General features: G+C 43.6%; 9 protein-coding genes and 1 pseudogene. 2 read left to right on the top strand and 8 right to left on the bottom strand.

Annotated features, from left to right (window positions below):
• Positions 1-286: 286 nt before the first annotated feature.
• The 8 genes from ACE1CC_RS16845 to ACE1CC_RS16810 all read right to left on the bottom strand — a co-directional run bounded on the left by ACE1CC_RS16845 (position 287) and on the right by ACE1CC_RS16810 (position 18023).
• A complete protein-coding gene (locus ACE1CC_RS16845) occupies positions 287-1888 on the bottom strand; it encodes a cytochrome P450 (RefSeq protein WP_413271590.1) in 1602 nt (533 codons plus the stop codon).
• A gap of 107 nt (positions 1889-1995) precedes the next feature.
• Positions 1996-4089: an acylase gene (locus ACE1CC_RS16840; protein ID WP_413271589.1), complete on the bottom strand. Its 2094-nt coding sequence runs from the start codon at positions 4087-4089 to the stop codon at positions 1996-1998.
• A 1-nt stretch (position 4090) separates the two neighbouring features.
• Positions 4091-4900 (bottom strand): sulfotransferase family protein, encoded by an 810-nt coding sequence (locus ACE1CC_RS16835; RefSeq protein WP_413271588.1) that lies wholly within the window; start codon positions 4898-4900, stop codon positions 4091-4093.
• Positions 4893-13457 carry an amino acid adenylation domain-containing protein gene (locus tag ACE1CC_RS16830; protein ID WP_413271587.1) on the bottom strand — a complete coding sequence of 2855 codons (8565 nt, stop codon included), beginning with the start codon at positions 13455-13457 and terminating at the stop codon, positions 4893-4895. The genes ACE1CC_RS16835 and ACE1CC_RS16830 overlap by 8 nt, the downstream gene beginning before the upstream one ends.
• 59 nt (positions 13458-13516) lie before the next feature.
• Positions 13517-14011 (bottom strand): hypothetical protein, encoded by a 495-nt coding sequence (locus tag ACE1CC_RS16825; protein WP_413271586.1) that lies wholly within the window; start codon positions 14009-14011, stop codon positions 13517-13519.
• Positions 14001-15272: an RNA-guided endonuclease IscB gene (gene iscB, locus ACE1CC_RS16820; protein WP_413271585.1), complete on the bottom strand. Its 1272-nt coding sequence runs from the start codon at positions 15270-15272 to the stop codon at positions 14001-14003. The genes ACE1CC_RS16825 and iscB overlap by 11 nt, the downstream gene beginning before the upstream one ends.
• A gap of 242 nt (positions 15273-15514) precedes the next feature.
• Positions 15515-16822, bottom strand: a complete 1308-nt coding sequence (locus ACE1CC_RS16815) for a GNAT family N-acetyltransferase (protein ID WP_413271584.1) — start codon at positions 16820-16822, stop codon at positions 15515-15517.
• A gap of 649 nt (positions 16823-17471) precedes the next feature.
• Positions 17472-18023 (bottom strand): REP-associated tyrosine transposase, encoded by a 552-nt coding sequence (locus tag ACE1CC_RS16810; RefSeq protein ID WP_413271583.1) that lies wholly within the window; start codon positions 18021-18023, stop codon positions 17472-17474.
• A 212-nt stretch (positions 18024-18235) separates the two neighbouring features.
• Between ACE1CC_RS16810 and ACE1CC_RS16805 the strand changes: the two are divergent.
• A pseudogene (locus ACE1CC_RS16805) lies at positions 18236-19006 on the top strand (DUF3825 domain-containing protein).
• A gap of 146 nt (positions 19007-19152) precedes the next feature.
• Positions 19153-21762, top strand: coding sequence for a bifunctional aconitate hydratase 2/2-methylisocitrate dehydratase (gene acnB, locus ACE1CC_RS16800; RefSeq protein ID WP_413271582.1), 2610 nt, complete (start codon positions 19153-19155; stop codon positions 21760-21762).
• Positions 21763-21846: the final 84 nt, after the last annotated feature.

The following is a 21846-nucleotide window of genomic DNA, read 5'->3' as shown; positions in this document are numbered from 1 at the left end:
CCAAACCAATATAGACAAAGGGTTTCACGGCGCAACCCAGAGCGAAAAATTCAGGGCTTATTGAGAACAGACTCTATATAGAGAAAAAAGTGTGCAATTGTGATAAATAAGGAAAGGTCTAGTTAATTTCACAAGACCATTGTGAAGTATAACTTGGCGTAAAACGCCAAGTTATGATGCAAGTGACAATAATCTGCTTCGCGCTTATTATTCGCGAAACGCTTTTCTTCTTTGTCCAAAGTCCAATTAGGAGAATGACCAGATTACCTGGCGGGAACGGGAATTATTATCTCCCATTCCCAGATCTTGTAGTACGCAAAACCAGGTGTACATCGTTTGCCCTCTCAGATTCCTGTCTAGTTTGAGAGGGACTACATAAAAGAATTGCTTTTATATTTGGCAAAGGTAATCTAATCCCAAAACATTTACTCAAGAGCGTGGATTGTCGCAAGCTAACAGTCAATAATTCTAGCTTAGTTCTAAATAAAACAGCAGAAGCTTCGGGCTTGAAGATAACTTCTCGATCGGGAATTTGCATAGAAAATCTTTGTAAGAGCATAAGCAACATTAACTGTAGCTGGGTCATAGCAAAATTTCCACCAATACAACCCCTTGCCCCAACTCCAAATGGAATGTAAGCATAGCGTAAGTGTTCTTTTTCATTCTCAGTAGAGAATCGCTCTGGACAAAATTTCTCTGGCGCTGACCAAATTTCTTGGTTATTGTGTAAAGCAGAAATTGAAATGAAGAGTATAGTTCCTTTCGGTATCTGATAACCCGCTAGTTCAAAGTCCAAATCCACCTGTCGCATAGTCACAGAAGACGGAGGATTTATTCGCATTGTTTCTTTCAAGACTTGATTCAAGTAGCCCAGTGCTTTCAAATCTTCAGAGTTTGGCACTCTACAACCTACTACTCGATCTACTTCTGCCCGAACCTGCGCTTGGATCTCAGGATGTTGGGCAAGTATATAGCAAGCTGAAGTAAAAGCTACTGCTACTGCATCAAATCCACCAAACAGAAAGTTGATAATCGTTGCTCGAATTTCCTCTTTAGTAAATAAAGATTCACCTTGATCGTCCTTATCTCGAAGTACCCGTGATAGAAAATCTGTTCTTTGATTTAAGTTTGCATCCTGCTTTCTTTGGTCAATCAAATCATAAATACATTGATGTAGATGAACTACTGTTTTTTGCCAATCCCAATAACTGCGATCCCAAACCGCAGGAATAACTTCTTCAGTTCTGGGCTGCACACCGTTTAGAACCTTAATAAACGATGCTGAAATTTCCTGTCCCAGACTAGAATTACTAAACTCTTCTCCGATTAAACAGTCTCCGATAATCGTTAAAGAAACTTGACTCAATTCATCTCTAAAATCAATGGTTTGTTCCCATTCGCTGGAAGTCCATCTATCAAATAGTCCAGTCATATGTTTTTGTGTCGCTTCACGTAAGCAATCCAAAGTTTCTCCAGATAGGAGACGCAACAACTTTATCTTGATAGATTTAGCTTCTTGGGGTTGTCTGAAAAAGTAAATTTCGTCCCCAATCCAGGTGAATGGTTGTTTGATTGAGGTTGGCAAAGATTGTAAAGTTCCTGCAACTTCAGCAACGAGGGATGGATCACTAATCGAGACAACAAAATTTGAACTTCCCAACCATAATTTAGTAATTTTCCCATACTGGCTATGAAGTTTTGGCAAATAATTTGGAAAACCACCGACTTTTTGAAGATCGAGAATATTTCCTAGTAAAGGATCACTCGGTGGACCAGGGATAACCTTGCCTTTATGGTGCAAAATCAAAATCTTTTGTATTCTTACAGCTATCGATATCAATATAGCTAGAATCGCTAAACCTACAAGCACTGATAAAGTGACATTCATTATAATCTACCCAGTAAGTGAATGAGTTTTAAGTAGTGATAGTGTTAATCAGCTGATTGCTTTTATCCTGCGATCGCAATTGGTACAAAGCATGAGCCATTAGGTAACTATCCGTTAGCCTGTATAAACAGCCCTGAAGAGATATCTAAAATTTCTCGCAATCTCAAATGATCTCTGATAGCCGTTTGAGTGCGCCAAACAGGTCTCAGTTGACCCCGAACATAAAGAGGCAACTGGTCAGCAACGTGAGGCGAATGCGGTTGGGTGGCATTACCGTAGATGGTTAGCGCTTCAGCACGAATCGGGTTTGTAAACTCGATCGCCATCATAAATGAATTACCACCGATCGCCTGAAAAATCTTTTCGTCAACAGGGATGATATCTAAAACTTGAAAGCTCCCAAAGATACTACCCGCACCGCTACCGGGTAAATCCTGGTTCCCAATACGCAGTCGAACCACCTCTCCCCAAGCAATATCAAGCATCCCATACCGTGACTGAATATCCGCCGCAACTTCCTCAAGCACTGCGGTAGCGAACACAGGATCGATCAAGCCACAAGGAGTCTCTAAGGGTGAATCACTTTGCCAAGGAGTTGCAAAGATATTATCTAACTCTATTTTCTGAACCCATTGGATAAACAGAACGGTTCCGCAACTGTCTGCATTCGCATGGCGATTCCAAGATTCTAAAACCTTCACAGCTTGCATCCCTAGTTCGCTTCCGTAGGTTTTCACCGCTGCAATCAGCCCATCGAGGATTCGGTCAGCCAGTTCCAAACGAGATGAAAACATAAACGCCACCATGTCCTCAAAACTAATCGTGTCGCTGTTTAGCAATTTCCCAATAGAGCGTTGAGGACGCAGAATATTGTGGGGCATTTTCCCTAAATTACTGGGAGCAATATAGGAGGGATAATCTTCAGGTTTGAGTAATGTTGGGAATGTGACTGTCCAGGGTGGATCGTTGGTGTTCTGTAGCCACCCGCTGGGTGGATTCACCACACGAGGTAAATCCTGATAGGAATGGTATTGCGTCCACAAAGTATCAGATGTATTGCCGGGAATCACTTTTTGCCAATAGTCCCAATCGCCCCGATCCTGTGAAGATTGAGATCGTACTGGCACCAAAGCATTGAATAAATAAAAGATTTGCCCTTCTGTATCTGCATAGAGAAAGTTGAACAATGGAAGCTGTAGTTGTTGCAAAGAAGCCTCGAATTGGCTGAGGTTTGTAGCATTAACCATCTCCCACATCTGTTCGAGTAAATAGGGACGATCTAGACCTACCACCCGCAATGCGATCGCTTTGCTTTCTGTTTTAGCCACCACAGGGCCATGAATAGACTGAAGAACGACTAGCGGCTCTTCCCGCAAACTACCGTCTTCTTGTTTAATCTTCAACGTCTGTGACTTAACTTCAAAAGGGCAAATCCCATCATTCCATTCATAGCCCCCATCCCTGAGAGACAATTCATAAAAGTCTGCCCCTTTGGTCGGATTAACCGTTACAGTCCATCCTAAATAGTCGTTAAACGCAATGCCCAGAGTCGGCCACCCCACCAAAGCAGCACCATAGGCATTCAAATTAGGCAGGGTCAACTGTGCTTCATACCAAAGAAATAAATCAAACCAGGGCTGATGGGGATTGACCAGTAACATCGCCTTCTGACTCGCTGAATGCTCTGGTGCGTTCGCACCGCGTGCCGGATGGCAGATCGCCCAAGCATTAGATCCTGCCATCTGTTCTCCCTGGCTCAGAGCCGCGATCTGATTTGGGTTAACCACAAAGAAAAAGTGAATGACCCGTTGAATATGAGCCAGGATATCGACTTCCGATACAGGCAAAACAACTTTTAGGAATTCTGGAATCTCATCAGGATATGCCTGGATATAGCCATTAATTCCATCAGCATAAGCTTTTAGGTATGTCCGCATCTTATCGCTCTGCGCCTCGTACCATTCCTCAGCACGATCGGGAATACCCATTGTGCGAACGTATCTATCTGTATCAATATAATTTGAACCCCAATACTCAGCAGCACGTCCCCGTGCTTGCCCATATAGCATTAGAATTAAATTGCCATGACTTTTGGCTTGTGCCCAACCCATCGCATGAAATAGTTCAATTTCATTTTTGGCGTAAATATGGGGTATGCCCCAACTATCCCACAGAATTTCACTGACTTCAAATTGCTGCATTTTATATTACCGTTTGTGTGCTGGCTTTCTGCAAATCGGAATCGTGAGCTTTGCTCCAGAAAGATAGGTCACGATCGAGCAACCCAGACAACTTCTTGACTTCCTGCGTGTACTGGGATTGAAGTTGCTGTCTAAGTTTTGGCTCAATCGCATTCCCCGATCGCTTATTGGAATTTACGACCTCAAAATCAGTGACAAAATTAGCATCGACACCTAAGAATTCCAAAACCTTCCGATAGGTTCCGGCTGTATCTTTCACAAAATCATCATAGATCGTAACATGAATTTGACTCTGATCAAAGACATCTAAATATCGCTGAATCTGCTCTGAAAAACTAACTAATTCACTGTAGAGCAAGAGTTCTGTGGGATTGCATCCACCAGGAATTCGTTTACCTTGACGGCGATCGGGTTCTGCTTGCAAAGCACTTTCAAAGTCTTGAATATCTTCATATCCATAGAAAACCAAATGACTGTGCAGCGAATGCAAAAAATCAACCGGATTTCTGAGCATGATCAGGATTTTAGCATTAGGGTTGAATTGATAAATATCTCTTGCCGCAGTTCTAGACAGCATATACCAGACTGTACCTTCCCCACACAAAAGTCCCTCACCTGCCTTAAACAAGTCGAGATATTCTTGCAGAGTGTAGCTACGGTGCAATGGTTTAAGGCTTAGTAAATCTCCATCAAAGAAGTTAGGTTCCTTGGGTTTCGAGATATAAATAGAAGGGTGTCGATCTAGATATTGACACATCGCGGTTGTCGCGCATCGGGGTGCCCCAATTAAAAAAAAGTTAGGTTTATTCATAGTCCATCTGTTCCAACATTTTTTCTATTTCTTCAGGAGTTAAATTTTTCACTTCTAGAAATGTTTCAGCAATTTCATCTACTTTTTTCTGACTTCCAAACTCATTAGTGAGAACAACCTCTAGCTGGGCAACAGTTGGGTTCAGGAAAAGTTGCTGAAGTGATATTTCTGAGGAGAAAATCTGGTTGATTCGACCGAGCAATTGTGTTGCTAGCAAGGAATGTCCGCCCAGATCGAAAAAGTCATCGTGAATACTAACTTCAGGGAGGTGCAAAACCTCTGACCAGATATCTACAAGAACTACTTCTGTTGATGTTTCTGGTGCAACGTAATTATTCTCGAAACTACTTCTGTCGGGAGCGGGTAATACCCGGCGATCGATTTTACCACTTGGGGTCAGAGGTAGAGTTTCCAGCATTACAAAAGCCGATGGTACCATGTACTCTGGCAACTTTGTTTTGAGATAAGTCCTCAGTTCTTGAGTCGTGAGAACTTGATTGGGTTTAGGAACAATGTAAGTGATTAGCCGCTTGTTTTGGGAGAGTTCGGTACTGACGATCGCAACAGCTTCTTGGACATGAGGATGCTGCCCTAAAGCAGCCTCAATTTCTCCAAGTTCAATTCGGAAACCCCGAATCTTGACTTGGTTATCAATGCGACCTAAGTATTCTAGGACTCCATCGGAACGATAACGAGCCAAATCCCCCGTTCGATACCAACGCTTGCCAGTAGTTTGACTCAAAGGATGAGCCAAAAACTTTTGGGCTGTTAAATCTGGATGATTGTAGTAACCTCTCGCCAGTCCAGTCCCCGCAATATAGATTTCTCCCGGTATACCCACAGGAACGAGTTGCTGATTTCGATCCAGGAGGTAAACCTGAGTGTTAGCAATGGGGCGACCAATAGGAGGGAATGTTACCCATTCGTTTGGGTTTCCAGACAGAACGTAGGCGGTTGCCAAGTGGGTTTCTGTGGGGCCATAGTGATTCCACAAAGTACAATGTTCCAGTCTTTCAAAGAAACGGGCAATTGTTGGTGTGATGCAGAGTGCTTCCCCTGCTGTGATGAAGTCTTGTAGACTCTTGGGCAAGCGATCGCTAAAAGTAGCCACCTCAGCAAGCTGCTGTAGAACCACAAATGGAGCAAAAAAGCGTTCAATGCCAGCATCGTTGAGAAATCGTAGCAGGGCAGTGGGATCGCGCCGTGTCTCTTCCGGCACCAGAACGAGAGTTCCACCCCCACACCAAGTAGCAAAAATTTCTTGGACGGAAACATCAAAGCTGAGTGAGGCAAACTGGGCTGTTCTGGCACTGCTAGGAGCGGTCACATTTTGAAGTTGCCAGGTAATTAAATTGATCAAAGACTGGTGTTGCATAGCAACTCCTTTGGGGATGCCCGTCGAGCCTGATGTATAGATGATATAAGCTAAATTTTCTCCTTTTGCTGGACATTCTAGATTATCGACAGACTGTTGAGCGATGTACGTGCGATCGCGATCCAAGTAAACGATTTCATACTTTGAGCTAGGCACAACACTGTTCACATCGGTTTCTGTCACCAGCACTTTAACCATTGCATCCTGAATCGAGAAAGCCAAACGTTCGGGGGGATAGGTCGGATCTAAGGGGACATAAGCACCTCCAGCTTTCAGAATCCCGAGTAACCCAATGAATGCGCTCAAGCTTCGCGAAACACATAATCCCACAGGTTCATCGGGCTGTACCTGAAGTTGTTGGAGATAGCGTGCTAACTGATTGGCACGGCTGTTTAATTCTCGATAAGTTAATTGTTCATCTGCCAATTCTAGGGCAACTCGATCCGGTGTTTTTCTCACTTGTTCTTCAAATAGCTCGTGGATACACCGTTCAAGATTGCAGGAGGAATCAGTTGCATTCCAATCTTGTAACATCTGTGCTTCTTCTATTGGACTGAGCATCTTGGCAGTCGCCACCATTTGTTCGGGTGCTATGACCATTTCTGACAAGAGCGTTTGCAAGTGACCGATAAGGCGCTGGATGGTTGTTCTATTGTAGAGATCCTGACTGTATTCGATAACACCTACAAACTGAGAACCTCGTTCTTCCATAATCAGAGTCAGATCGAACTTAGTAGTAGCTGTATCGACATCCAGCCAGTCTAAGGTGATATCTGAAAATTTCAGTGCTTCTCTTGGAGCATTTTGAAACACGAACATCACCTGGAACAGTGGATTATGACTTAGACTGCGCTCTGGGTTTAGGATCTCAACCAACTTATCAAAAGGAAGATCTTGGTAGGAGTATGCCTCCAAACAGGTTTGCTTTACCTGATTCAACAACGCTTGAAATGAAAGGTCATCAGATAGACGAGTCCGCAGCACCAGGGTATTGACAAAGAAGCCAATTATATCTTCAAGTTCCTGGCGATTCCGATTGGCAATGGGCGAACCTACCAAGATATCCTGTTGACCGCTGTAGCGATACAACAGACTAACAAAAGCCGTAAATAGCACCATGAAGACTGTTGCCCCAGATTGCCGAGACCACTGATGCAATTGTGCCGTTAAAGCCGGACTCAGTTCAAAGGATTCCTGGGAGCCACGAAACGTTTGGACTGGAGGGCGGGGATAATCTGTTGGCAAGTCCAGTACATGAGTAGCGTCTGCCAATTGCTGTTTCCAGTAATCCACTTGGGGTGCTAGCAGTTCATCTTGTAACAACTGCTGTTGCCAAACGGCAAAATCGACGTACTGAATGGGGAGAGGGGCTAGGGGTGGGGGTGAGTTAGCTTCGACCAAAAACGCTTGGGTGAGGGTAGACAGTTCTCGAATCAGAACCCCAATTGACCAACCATCAGCAATGATGTGGTGCATGACCACCACTAGAACATAAGATTCAGGTGCCAAACACAGCAATCTGAGGCGTAGCAGGGGTTCTCGATCGAACACAAACGAAGCCCTCGTGACTTCCCAAATGTGATGTTGTACTGCGATCGCTTGTTCATCTCCAGACAGAGCTTGCAGATCGATTACAGGTAAGGAAAAATCGATGTGTGAGGCAATTTTTTGCGTTGGTATCCCATCAACTACGGGAAAGGTTGTTCGCAGGGAGGCTTGACGAGCTACGATTTCTTGGAAGCTGCGCTCTAGGATGGAAATCTGAAGTGAGCCGATAATCCGCAGTGCGGCTGGCATATTATAGATCGGTCGATGCCCTTCTAGATGATTTAAAAACCAGAGGCGCTGTTGGGAAAAGGATAGGGGGAAATATTCGCTTTGTTTTATTGGTTGAATGGGAGCAGATATCCGGTAGTTTCCCTGATGACAAACTGCTTCAATGACGGGCGACAGAGCGGCAATTGTCGGGTATTCAAAGACTTGATGCACCGGAAGTTCGATCGAGAACAAAGTGCGTATCCGAGACACAACTTGGGTTGCTAAAAGGGAATGTCCCCCCAAATCAAAAAAGTTGTCATAAATCCCAATAGTTTTAAGACCGAGAACCTCGCTGTAAATGCCAGTCAGTAGTTCTTCTGTGGGCGTTTTAGGCGGAACGTAGCTAGCCTGCAAAACTCGATCGTCAGCGGGTACTCTTAACGCCCGCCGATCTACCTTGCCATTGGGATTGAGAGGGATTGACTCCAAGATAACGAAAATGGATGGTACCATGTAATCCGGCAATCGCTCTCGCAGAAAGCCTCGCAGTTCATTTTTGAGCAAATGCGTATCGACTTGGGGAACTACATAAGCTACTAGCCTTTGTTCATTTGTGTTAACTTCTTGAGCGATCGCAACTGCTTCTCGCACGCTTGGGTGTTGTCTGAGATTCGCTTCCACTTCTCCCAGTTCAATCCGAAAGCCTCGGATCTTAACCTGAAAATCGCTCCGTCCCAAATACTCAAGGTTGCCATCCGATCGGTAACGGGCGAGATCCCCAGTTCGGTAAAGCCTTGCTCCAGGTTCTTTAGCGAAAGGATTTGGGACAAATTTTTCCGCCGTTAACTCTGGACGGTTGAGGTATCCTCGCGCCAAGCCCACACCTCCCAAATGTAACTCTCCCGGAACTCCGATCGGTACGGGTTGACCGTAGCGATCCAACAGATAGGTTTGCATATTCGCGATCGGTTTGCCAATGGGAACGGTTGACTGTTCAGATGTGCGATCGCATTCCCAGAACGTGACATCGACGGCGGCTTCTGTAGGCCCGTAAAGATTATGCAGTGCTGCATCCAAACGATCGAAGAAGCGTTTTTGGCAGGCTAGGGACAGTGCCTCGCCACTACAGAAGACTTGTCTGAGGCTTTGACACTGCTCCAGGTTGGGTTCTTCTAGGAACAACTGGAGCATGGAAGGGACAAAGTGGAGGGTTGTGATTTGGTGTTCGGCAATGGTGCGGATTAAATAGGGATTATCTTGATGACCTCCGGGTTGTGCTACCACTAAACAAGCCCCTGCTAAGAGAGGCCAGAAAAACTCCCACACGGATACGTCAAAACTGAAGGGAGTTTTTTGCAATACACGATCGCTTTGATTGAGTTGATAAGCATCCTGCATCCAAAGAAGGCGATTGCAAATGCCCTGATGGGTATTCATCACTCCTTTGGGACGACCTGTAGAACCTGAAGTATAAATTACATAAGCTAAATGATGCGGTTGTACCCCAAACAATGGGTTATGCAGCGATTGCGTTTGTAGGAAACTGTTTTCGGTGTCAAGACAAATCGTGGGAATTTTCTGTTCGGGCAGTTGTGCCAACAGTCTCTGTTGTGTTAGTAATACGGACACCTGAGCATCTGACAACATGAAGGTCAATCGCTCTTGCGGATAGCTTGGCTCTAAGGGAAGATAAGCTCCCCCTGCTTTGAGAATCCCTAATAAACCAACGACCATCTCAATAGAACGATCGACACAAATGCCCACTAAAACATCGGGTCCAACGCCCAGCGATCGCAGGTGATGCGCCAGTTGATTTGCCCGTTGATTTAAAGCTTGATATGTCAATTGTTCATCACCAAATACTACTGCAATAGCATTTGGAGAACGTTGTACTTGTGCTTCAATTAAATGATGCAAACAGGTAAGTGCAGCTAATGGCTTTTCGGTATTGTTCCAGTTTTTGATGGTTTCCCACTGTTCTGCCGCTGTCAGCAAAGGTAATTCAGAAACTCGTGCTTCAGTTTCGAGGGCGATCGCTCCTAGTAGGGTCTGAAAATGCTGGCTCATCCGAGCGATCGAAGCATCATCAAACAGATCCGTATTGTATTCAAACGATGCCAACAACTGGTTTTGAGCTTCTGTAACGATGAGCGTTAAATCAAATTGTGCAGTTCGCTGTTCAATGGCAACAGATTCTAAAACTAACTCACCCACTTCAAGAACAGCGCCTGGTTGCCGCAGCACGAAGGGTGCCGATTCTGGCAGAAGATGGGGCTTTTGGAACACAAACATCACCTGGAACAGAGGCGATCGACTGATATCCCGTTCCGGTTGTAATAGCTCAACTAGCCGTTGAAAGGGACAATCGGCGTGTTCCAGGGCTGCCAATACAGTTTGACGCACCCGATGGAAGCACTCTTGTACTGTAGGATTACCAGATAGGTCTACTCGCAACACGATCGGATTCGCACAATAGCCCACAATCTGTTTTAGATCGGAATGTTGCCTCCCAGACGTGACTGAACCCACAACTAAATCGTCCTGTCCGGTGTAACGATGCAGAAGAATCTCAAACGCGGTCAACAGCAAAGTGTAGAGGGTAACTTGATAACGTTGAGCCAGCTGCTTCAGTTGGTTCGTTAACTCTGTATTAATATAAAATCCGTGAGAGGCTCCCTGATAAGTTTGCACATTCGGACGGGTGCGGGCTGTGGGTAAATTCAACAAAGGTAAATCGGCTAATTGTTGTTTCCAATATGACTGTGAAGTTTGTTCTACAACTGGTAATTGATACACCCTTTGCCAATTGATATAGTCTGTATAGGAAAATGATACTGACGGTAATTCAGCAATAGTACCTGCATTGGCTGATGAATAAAGTAAACCCAATTCATCCATCAGAACCAGCAGCGACCATAAATCAACCGCGATATGGTGAACGGACAATAGCAAAATCGGAGCATCCGTTTCAGAGGTAAACAATAACACTCGTAGTAATGATTCTTGTGCTAAATCAAAAGGACGATAGGCTTCTGTGATTAACTCATTGTGCAGTTGATTGTTAGACCAATTGGAAGTGTCAATTTGCTTGAATGAGAAGGAAGAGTGCTGATGAATCTGTTGCCAAGGTTGGTTATCCCGGAGAATATAAGTTGTTCGTAGGGAAGAGTGACGAGTCACCAAATTTTCAAATGCTTGCTTGAGGGCAACTACATTGAGTTTTGACCGAATCCGCACTGCAAAAGCAATATTATAAGCACCGTTGTCTGGTGCAAGCTGATTTAAAAACCACAACCCTTGCTGGTTGGGGGACAAAGGCAACTCCTCAGATTCTCTCCCAAATCCTTGAAGTCCAGAGATAGGCTGCCTGTCCAATTGTTCGAGTAATTGAAGAATGAGTTCCTCAAAGGTGCTATCTTGCAGAAATGCTGTTATCGACAAAGATAAACTTAGTTCTGTTTCCAGGCGATGTTGTAAAGTGACAGCACCGAGCGAATCTAAACCTAAGTTAATCAACGGCTGCTGTTTGTCTAGGGGAGAGGGCGAAATGCCCAACACTTCCAAAATCGCCTGTTGCAAATAGAATTCCAGTTTGATCCGTCGCTCTGTTTCAGACAACGATCGCAATATCTCCCGACTCAGAAGTGGTTTGTCTTCACTTGTCAGTGCGATCGACTCCTGCAAAATACTATTTCCAACAACATTTAAACTTTCTTCTAGAAACTTTTTACGACAGTTAGAGCGTTGAATTTTACCACTGGAGGTTTTAGGAATACTGGCGGTTTTGAGCAGTGCGATCGCATAAACTTGCAATTCATGTTGTACTGCAACCGCCTGACGAATTGCCTGAACAACGGGTTCAACCTGCAATTTCCGTAAATAACTACGTTCAACTTCTTGCACGATCACCAGTCGCTCTTCTCCTGCCACATCGACAGAAAATGCAGCCCCACACCCAGCCCGCAATGCTGGATGACATTGCTCTACAGTAAGTTCAATATCCTGGGGATAATAATTGCGTCCCCGAATTACGATCAGATCCTTTAAACGTCCCGTAATAAAGAGTTCGCCCTGGTGGACAAACCCTAAATCTCCGGTTCGTAAAAAAGGCCCTTCTTTCGTATCTGCTGTGTAAGCGTTAAAGGTTTCTTCTGTTTGCTCGGATCGATTCCAGTATCCTCTAGCAATATTTGTCCCAGCTACCCAAATTTCACCTACCCGATCTTCCGCACATATCTGTTTTGTCTCAGGAGAGACAATTCGCAACGATTGATCCAGCCAGGGATGCCCCACACCCACAATAGCTTTGTAACCCGGTCGATCTGGTTCTAGAATTGAAACCTGATTCTGCCCCAAAACCTGGTCATCAACTCCTAACACTTGAGGAGATGTCGTTTTATTACCCCCCGAAATAAACAATGTTGCTTCTGCCATTCCATAGCAGGGATAGAAAGCTTCCCGCTTAAATCCACAAGACTGAAACACCTCAGTAAATGCTTCTAGCGTTTGGGCTCTGACTGTTTCAGATCCATTAAAAGCGAGTTGCCAGGAACTCAGGTCAAGTTGCGATCGCTGTTCTGGTGTTGTGGAGCGAATACAAAGATCGTAGGCGAAATTCGGGCCGCCACTGGTCGTGGCTCGATAACGAGAAATTGCCTGGAGCCAGTAAAATGGATTTGTTAAAAAGGTGACGGGAGCCATAAAAATGCAAGGAACTCCCACGTACAGAGGTTGAAGAACGTTGCCGATCAACCCCATATCGTGAAACAACGGCAACCACCCGACGATCACACTTTCTGAAGTATGTCCAAAAGCGTCCTGAATCATTCGCTCATTGCTGAGTAGATTCAAATGGCTAACCATTACCCCTTTTGGGGTTCCCGTTGAGCCTGAAGTGTACTGAAGGAATGCCAAGCTTTCCTCAGTTAAAGTGGGTGGTTGCCAAGATGTTGCGTTTGTTGTGGCGATCGTATCCGTAGCCAACCACTTCAGTTGGGCTAACGTTGGGTCTTGTCCCAGATAAATACTAATGTCATTGTCTAGCAAGTCTTGGGTTGTCAGTGCCACCGTTGCTTGGGCATCGGTAACAATAGAGTATAGCCTGGTTAATTTTTGATTTCGTCGCGGGGGATAGGCGGGTACAGCGATCACGCCTGCATAGAGGCAACCAAAAAAAGCGGTGATAAAATCTAGCCCAGATGGATACAGCAACAAAGCGCGATCGCCTGGAGAACAAATGGTTTGCAACTCCTTGGCAATGACACGCGCCCGTGCTTCTAACATGGTGTATGTTAAATAAATTTCCGTTTCCCCATCGGGTAAAAAAGTATATGCTCTTTGGTCAGGCTGGTGGATGGCTCGCCAACGTAGGATATCAATCAACGTAGACCATTGAGGATTAGGATTCAACATAACACTGGGCATACTTATCATTTTGAAGAACGATTGACAGAAAGGCTTGCATCGATGGAAGCGATGGGCTGCTAGTAGAGGCTGTTATTTTTAATGCTCTCGCCACTCTTGAAGGAGGGAAGTCGATGAAAAATTAATTCTTGAAGCGCAGGTTCGAGTGGAAAAGAAAGACGGGATAAGTCACCATTACTATCTGTGTAATAAGATAAAAGAATCGGATTGGGGTATGGGCTACCATTAGTAGTAATTTTGTTGTATGGTGCAAGTGTTGCCAGAAAAGTATCATAGCAATAAGGCTGGAGTATGTATACGATGTCGTTGTAAGTTGCTACCATGCAGCCATCGTTGATCGTGATTGATAAAAGACCTAATGATGGATTTGCAAATTCTCCTAGATAATCAACCTCTGGGTGCGAAGGTTGAAGCCAAGGCTTCTGTCCTGCTAAGATTTTCTCCCATCTCAATGGAGCAAGGGGACTCCTGTTACACCCGATAGGGTTAGCGGGAGGGGAATTGCGACCAGCTAACTCAGATTGAGCGCAGCGAATCATCTTTTCATGTTGCATAGTTGTACCCATCATTTCGATGAATGTGCTTTAGATATTTGGGATGAACATCAAACTTTTTGTCTGGTAATTGCAGGATGAAGCTAGGACGAAAGCGAATTGCAATTCTGCCCACATATTTCCCCGCAAATTTACCTAATGAGATATCAGCAAAAACCAAATCACCAGTCTGAAATCCCTGGAAGAATTTCTGTTTTGGTGCATGACCTTTTGGGAAACCAAATTTGTCGGGACGGCATCTTTGTCTAATACCGTGACCCATCGCTTTAATTAACAAAGGCTTACTTGTTTTAAAGGTCAAACTATCAACTTGACCAACACAACTTGCGTCTTGCCAGTGAGTTTTAGGGACACCAAGCCTGATTCGATTAAATTTAGTTAACCCACCACTTCCAGTTGTGACAGGTAAACCCAACTCTTTTAGGGAATTAAACAATTTCCATCTAGTCGAGTTAACTGCTGCTGCATCTTTCAGTGGAGCTTTAGCAGTTTTAAGAATCTTTTCGACTAAGTTGGGTTTCCCTTTTAAAAAGTCTCGAATATCTTGATTTCCCTTAGCTTGATTGCAGGTGTGGCAAGCTAATGTCAAATTACTTACTCTGTCAGTACCTCCTTTTGATTTTGGATGGATATGCTCTACTTCCAATGGGGTGTTTTTAGCACCGCAATAAACGCAATCTCTACCCCACTTTTGCAGCAGATACTCTTTTACCTCAAACCCAAGCAACTCACCTCGTTGATATTCAGCACCACTAATTTCGGGATTCTCATGCTTTTGAAGGTCAAATTTGACTAACTCAACAGCAATTGAGGTGATTGGGGTATATTTGATTAACCTCTTCACCCAAGCTAAGGTCGTATCAACTCGATGTTGTAGGCTAGGCCCTAACCAAGCTTTAGGGCGATTCCGGTTCAAAAAACGAGGTTGACGATAGCGAGTTTTTCTACCTCTTCTACCTCGTCTTAACTGTCGTCTTGATAGTAGCTTTTCCCTGATTTGTTGCCCTCTGTGGGTTAATTCTGCACCCCAAATTACTTGGTTGTTCTGCACCAAAGCAATTCCGGTAGTTTGGGAGCCAGGATCTATTTTCAAGGCAACTGGTTCGGAATCTTGTTTTACTTCATCTTTCAAGATGATAGTAAAGGGATATTGGCGAAAGACTGCGGCTTTCCCTTGAGTTAGCAACAATCTTGCTTCGCCGGGATGGATTGGCGATAAAGGTTGTTTATTTGGGTTTAAAACGAATACAAAATTAGACATTTTGTTCTCCCTAATAGGGGTAAAGTTTGCCTCGTTCTGTTATCTAATCTTGTTAGGTTCAATTCACTGGATTAACCCGTTTAGTCCTGTTTAAAATTGAGCGACAGAAGCTCAAGCTGGCACGCACCTGTAGGTGTCATGAATTAGATAACGTTTACCTGAAGACTTAGGTGAACTGGTCACATCTTGGGCTCTTTCAAGCCCCCGTCACAGCGTAGCTTGACGGTGGGTTTGTGACCTTCCTATTTCCCTTGCTCCTCTGCCCCTCTGCTCCTCTGCCCCTCTGCTCCCCTGCTCCCGGAGTCCCCTTCTGGGCTATCGTAGTTGGTAGCCATTTCTCCGGCTGAGGTATGGGAGGGAGTTGATTCTGGGGTAGCTAGTTGGCGAGGAGATTTTAACCAACTCATTCGTCCGGGGACTGGTTGACGAGAGCGTTGTAAGCCTTGCAACATTTCTGAGAGTTGCAATCCTTCCAAGGCGAATTTAGATTCGCGAATTTTGTGCCAAACGGAACGAGACATTAATAGAGTATGGGCGATTCTTTGTGCGCCAATCTGTTCTAGAAATTCTTCGCGTTCTGGTTGGTAGTCTGCTGAGGTTAATTGTAAGGATTGAGCGGGGAAGTCTTGGGCGATGCGTGCCATTTGGGAGAGCAGTTCGGGATATAGCCAAGTATAGGCGGGGTGAACTGTTAATTCGGCTTTGTGGGGTTCTTTCCCGGTGCGACTGAGTTGGATTTGAAAATAACCGATCGCTGCCTTACGCTGAGGTTCAAATACATAACCGCTGACGACTTCGGTTTGGCTAAACCATTGACGCATTCCATCGATGAGGGCGCTGAAGAAACCTGTTTTGAAGTCTTGGACGTGGCGATCGAATACTTGCCGCACTAATGGTGGCATAGCTGCTGTATCTAATTGATAAAGCAGTTGCGCGTCGGCGTTACTCACCGGGAGCAAGTTGGGTAAATCTGGCTCTCGTTCTTGCAGTTCCGCTAATAATGATGGTGAGATTTCCCAAGCGGTTAACTGCGCTAATGGTTGAAATCCATTTTGCCGATAAAGAGCTAGGGTATTTTTGTCATTAATGTTGACTTCAAGCAACCAAGTGCGTGCTTCCCAAATAGTTTCAAAGCAGTGGCGTAGCAGGAGAGAACCAACTGCTTGACTGCGAGTTCGTCTGTCAACTATTACCCTTTCTACTCGCCAGGTGCTCCGGGTACGATTAAAAGGTTTAACTTGAATCATGCCCCTAACTTGTTGTTCTTCCTGAGCAACATAAGCGCATAATTCGTAGCGGAAGGGGTTAGGAAACAGACTTAAAATTTTCCATAACCCGTAGCGTTGGTTGAGTTTTTCTAGGTGTTGTTGTGTCTCATTTACCTTGTCGAGGTGGTTTACCTCTGGGGATTGAATGAGAATTTTTTCGTTGGTGTTAGCGTCTGCGTTCCCGACAGCGATGCGGAGGACGATCGCGCCGATCGCTTCTAAGTCCCGGCGTTGTAGGGGACGGATCGCAATTTTTGGTTCCTGGGGTGGGAATGGGGTCATGTGTACTCAGGCTCTTCTTTTGCCTTGGGTAAGATGATTGCTGTAGTTTCTTGCTGGTTCCAGCCAGAATCTATCACAGCCAGAGAAGGGGTTTTTTGATTTTCCACCTACAAAACTCCGCCGGGAAAACGGGTTTTTTGAGTGAGAGAGGGATCTGGGTTGAGCTAAATGATTTGCTTCCCTGTTTCCGCTGCTCTTGGTTTTTAAGACTGGTGGGCATTACCAGTTTTAGTGTAACACTCGAAGAGGGTGAGTTTTATTGAGTTAACATATCGAGACTTACCAAGTATTATTACTTAATTAATTATTGATTTGTTTTAAAGCTTGCGGGTAAAAGTATCTTTTGGCATTAATTTAAGAGTTGGTTTTTGGTGGTGCGATCGCTACTATTAAACTGAAAAATTCTTTCTATGGTTGAATTGTTGTGCTTTCAATATGGAAATGTTCTGATTGGCGATCGTGTCTCGGATTAAAAAATCTCACTAATTCACCTGTACGCCAAATGATTGAGCCTAAATCTGTACCTTTATTTAAGTTGCAATATTAGTCTATTATAGTATAGTATAGTAGGGTGCGTCAGACATTTAACTGAATTGTTTCCCCAGTAAATTTTCGCTCTGACGCACCCTACAATTCTATAAGTATGAAATTATTCATTGCCAACATTTTCAGGAATATTAGGTTCTATATTTACACCCCAATCAACAGGATAAATTCCTTGTTTGACAAACCGATGAAAACTGGAAAATTCCCAATCTTTAGGAGATTGACATAAGCCATGTTTTACAGCATTATAGTGAATATAATCACAATGATTGTTAAAATCAGTTTCATCTTTAATTAAATGCTCCCAATAACGTCTTTGCCATAAGTTCTTTTCCTGACGCTTTTGGCGAGAAAGACTAATTTCGGTTGGTAATTGTAATTTATGCCCACAACTGCGAGTGACAAAATTTTTCAAATAACGCAAGCGAACCGCATAATTACTATCTCCTTCAGGTAAAGTCCAAATACAATGAAAATGATCGGGCAAAAGTACGATCGCATCTAGTGAAAATGGATACAATTTTTGCAATCTTTGTAAACCTTTTCGCAAGCTTTCTCGACTAATATCACTACATAGCCAGGGTATTCTTTGATAAGTTACTTGGGTAAAAAAATAAGTTGCACCAGGTATGATTACTCTTCGATAATTAGGCATAATAAGAAATCCAACTAAGATTATCTTACCTTGTAGGGTGCGTCAGAGCAAAAATTACTGGTAAAACAATACACTTAAATGTCTGACGCACCCTACAACTACAACTAATGAACTCAAAAAACCAATCGCCCTTCATGTTCGTTGGTTTACATTAGTCTCAAATTATACTAATATATAAGTATTATTGAGTATCTTGTCAGAAAAAATCTAGTATGCGTCCTCTATTCGATTTTGCTTACTTTCCTCAGTTTGATCAAAAAATAGAAATTTTAGCTGAGTTAGCGCCCGAAGATTGGGGTTATAGTCACTCAAGCTCAAGAAGAAAACATCCTGTTTTAAGAAGTTATTTAAACTATACGCTTAAAAGGCTACTAGAAGAAAATAAAGTTATTGAACACACTGAAATAGCTTGTTTCAATACTGGATTAGTAACTCCTAACTAAGAAGATATATTTGCTGTGTTTGACAGAAATATTAATGCTTCTCATCAGTGGAAATTTAAGGACTTTTTCAAAGAAAGTGATTATATATTAAGAAGTTTTAATCCATTACCGGAAAGAGCTAGTTATTTTGACGATCCTACTAATCTAATATATGACATCCGTTTAGGTGATCCACGGATCGATTACGACCATATTAAGAATAGGAGGGAAAATAGAGATCGTTTTCCCGAACCATATAAATCCATGAATGACCATCAACTACAAGTATCGCTAGAAGGCGCTGTTAGACTAGCAATAAAAAGAGTTAAGAGAAACTATAAAGCAGCAGTACCTCAATTTTTTTGGGATAGAAATGCTAAACGTGGAGAGCTACAATTACTTTTACCTCTTTGTATGAGTTCACCATCTAAAGCTGATGTAGCACTTGTTATTAATAGAACTAATAATGTTTATTCCGGGGAAACGATTTTAACTTTAGATATGGCATATAATAATGCTCGCTTGTTAGCTAAACCTGATACAGAATGGTTGCAACCATAACCTTGATTAGTTCGACCTTTACCAATATTTTTCACTATCTTCTTGCTTAACCTAATATCGACAAAATCGTTATCCCATAACATACTGTCTCCTAAATAGCGATAAAGTAACTAATATAACTGAGAGATAGATTAGGAGAATACTTGATGTTGTCAGCTTATCGTCAGCAGGTAGAAGAACGGGCGAAGTTGGGTATTCCGCCGCTACCGCTTTCGGCGCAAGAAACTTCGGAACTTTGTGAGTTGCTGAAAAATCCGCCTGCTGGGGAGGAGGAGTACTTAGTAGAATTATTGCGCGATCGCGTTCCCCCTGGAGTAGATCCTGCTGCTTACGTGAAAGCTGGATTTCTCACCGCTATTGCCAAAGGGGAAATCACCAGTCCGCTGATCGCTCCTGAGTGGGCGGTATATTTGTTAGGAACGATGGTAGGTGGATACAATGTGCAATCTTTGATTGAATTGTTGAAAGCAAAAAATCCTGCGATCGCTTCTCATGCAGCCTCAGCTTTAAGCAAAACATTGTTAGTTTTTGATGCTTTCAATGATGTAATTGAAATGGCAGATGTTAACCCTTATGCTAAACAAGTGGTTGACTCTTGGGCGAATGCAGAATGGTTTACTAGTCGTCCGAAATTACCAGAACAAATTACGGTGACGGTGTTTAAAGTTCCAGGGGAAACTAACACTGATGATTTATCTCCTGCAACCCATGCTACCACGCGCCCGGACATTCCTTTGCACGCTTTAGCAATGTTAGAAACTCGGATGTCTGGGGGTTTAGAAACTATTGCTAAGTTGAAGGAAAAAGGGCATCCTGTTGCTTATGTTGGGGATGTTGTAGGTACTGGATCTTCGCGGAAATCTGCGATTAATTCGGTGTTGTGGCATATCGGTAATGATATTCCTTTTGTTCCCAATAAACGGGCGGGGGGATATATTTTAGGTGGTGCGATCGCTCCCATCTTTTTTAACACAGCTGAAGATGCAGGTGCATTACCCATTGAATGCGATGTTACCAAGCTAGAAACAGGCATGGTAATCAACATTTATCCTTACAAAGGAGAGATTACCAACGAAGCAGGAGAAGTAATTTCCACCTTTACTTTAAAACCCGAAACAATCCTTGATGAAGTGCGTGCAGGTGGGAGAATTCCCCTATTAATTGGACGCAGTTTAACCGACAAAACTCGCGAAGCTTTAGAATTAGAACCTAGCACATTATTTGTCCGTCCCACACCACCAAAAGATACAGGCAAAGGCTTTACTTTAGCGCAAAAAATGGTCGGTAAAGCTTGCGGTTTACCAGGTGTTCGTCCGGGAACTTCTTGCACACCAATCATGACAACTGTGGGTTCCCAAGATACCACAGGTCCGATGACCAGAGATGAGTTAAAAGAACTCGCTTGTTTAGGATTTAGTGCCGATTTAGTAATGCAAAGTTTCTGTCATACTGCCGCATATCCTAAACCAGTTGACGTAAAAACTCATAAAGAATTGCCTGATTTTATGGCACAACGGGGCGGTGTTTCATTACGTCCGGGAGATGGGATTATTCACTCTTGGTTAAACCGAATGTTGCTACCCGATACTGTGGGAACAGGCGGTGATTCACACACTCGTTTTCCATTAGGAATTTCCTTCCCCGCAGGTTCAGGTTTAGTAGCTTTTGCTGCTGCTTTGGGTGTCATGCCTTTGGATATGCCAGAATCAGTTTTAGTGCGTTTCAAAGGTGAATTGCAACCAGGAATTACGCTGCGAGATATCGTGAATGCGATTCCTTATGTAGCAATGCAAAAAGGTTTGCTAACTGTCGCTAAACAGAACAAGAAAAACATCTTTTCCGGGCGAATTATGGAAATCGAAGGTTTGCCCGATTTAAAAGTTGAACAAGCTTTTGAATTAACCGATGCTACCGCCGAACGTTCTTGTGCTGGTTGCACAATTAAACTGAGTATCGAGACAGTTTCCGAATATCTCCGTTCCAATGTAGCACTGTTGAAAAACATGGTAGCAAGGGGTTATCAAGATGCCCGAACTATCATGCGTCGGGTGGCAAAAATGGAGGAATGGTTAGCAAATCCGGTGTTAATGGAAGCTGATGCTGATGCCGAGTATGCGGAAATAATTGAAATTGATTTAAATGAAATCAAAGAACCAATTGTGGCGGCTCCAAATGACCCGGATAATGTTAAGTTATTGTCGGAAGTTGCTAACGATCCAGTACAAGAAGTATTCGTTGGTTCTTGTATGACGAATATCGGACATTATCGCGCCACTGCGAAAGTTTTGGAAGGGGAAGGTGCGGTAAAAACTCGGTTGTGGATTTGTCCGCCAACCAGAATGGATGAAAAGCAGCTGAAAGAAGAGGGATATTACGGGATTTTTGGTGCTGCTGGTGCGCGTACAGAAATGCCTGGTTGCAGTTTATGTATGGGTAATCAAGCGCGAGTTGCAGATGCAACAACCGTGTTTTCAACTTCTACCCGGAATTTCAATAATCGCATGGGTAAAGATGCGCGAGTTTACCTTGGTTCCGCTGAGTTAGCTGCTGTTTGTGCGCTGTTAGGAAGAATCCCAACTGTGCAGGAATATCTGGAACTTGTGGCAAAGAAAATTAATCCTTTTGCTGGTGATTTGTATCGCTATTTGAATTTCGATCAAATTGCTGGTTTTGCGGATGAAGGACGGGTAATTGCGTTGGAAGATATGCCCAAGATTGAGGATATTTTGGGGATGCCTGTGAAGGCGGGTAAATAGTTAAAGTAGTGTGAGAATTGCCCACCTTAGATGATTAAGTAGTTTAATATTAGAGTAGGGCTTTTGCCCTCTCTAATTTATCCC

It is taken from the genome of Floridaenema aerugineum BLCC-F46, assembly GCF_041929345.1.
GTDB lineage: Bacteria > Cyanobacteriota > Cyanobacteriia > Cyanobacteriales > Aerosakkonemataceae > Floridanema > Floridanema aerugineum.
Note: the sequence above shows the minus strand (reverse complement) of the source record. Positions and strands in the feature narration are given on the sequence as shown.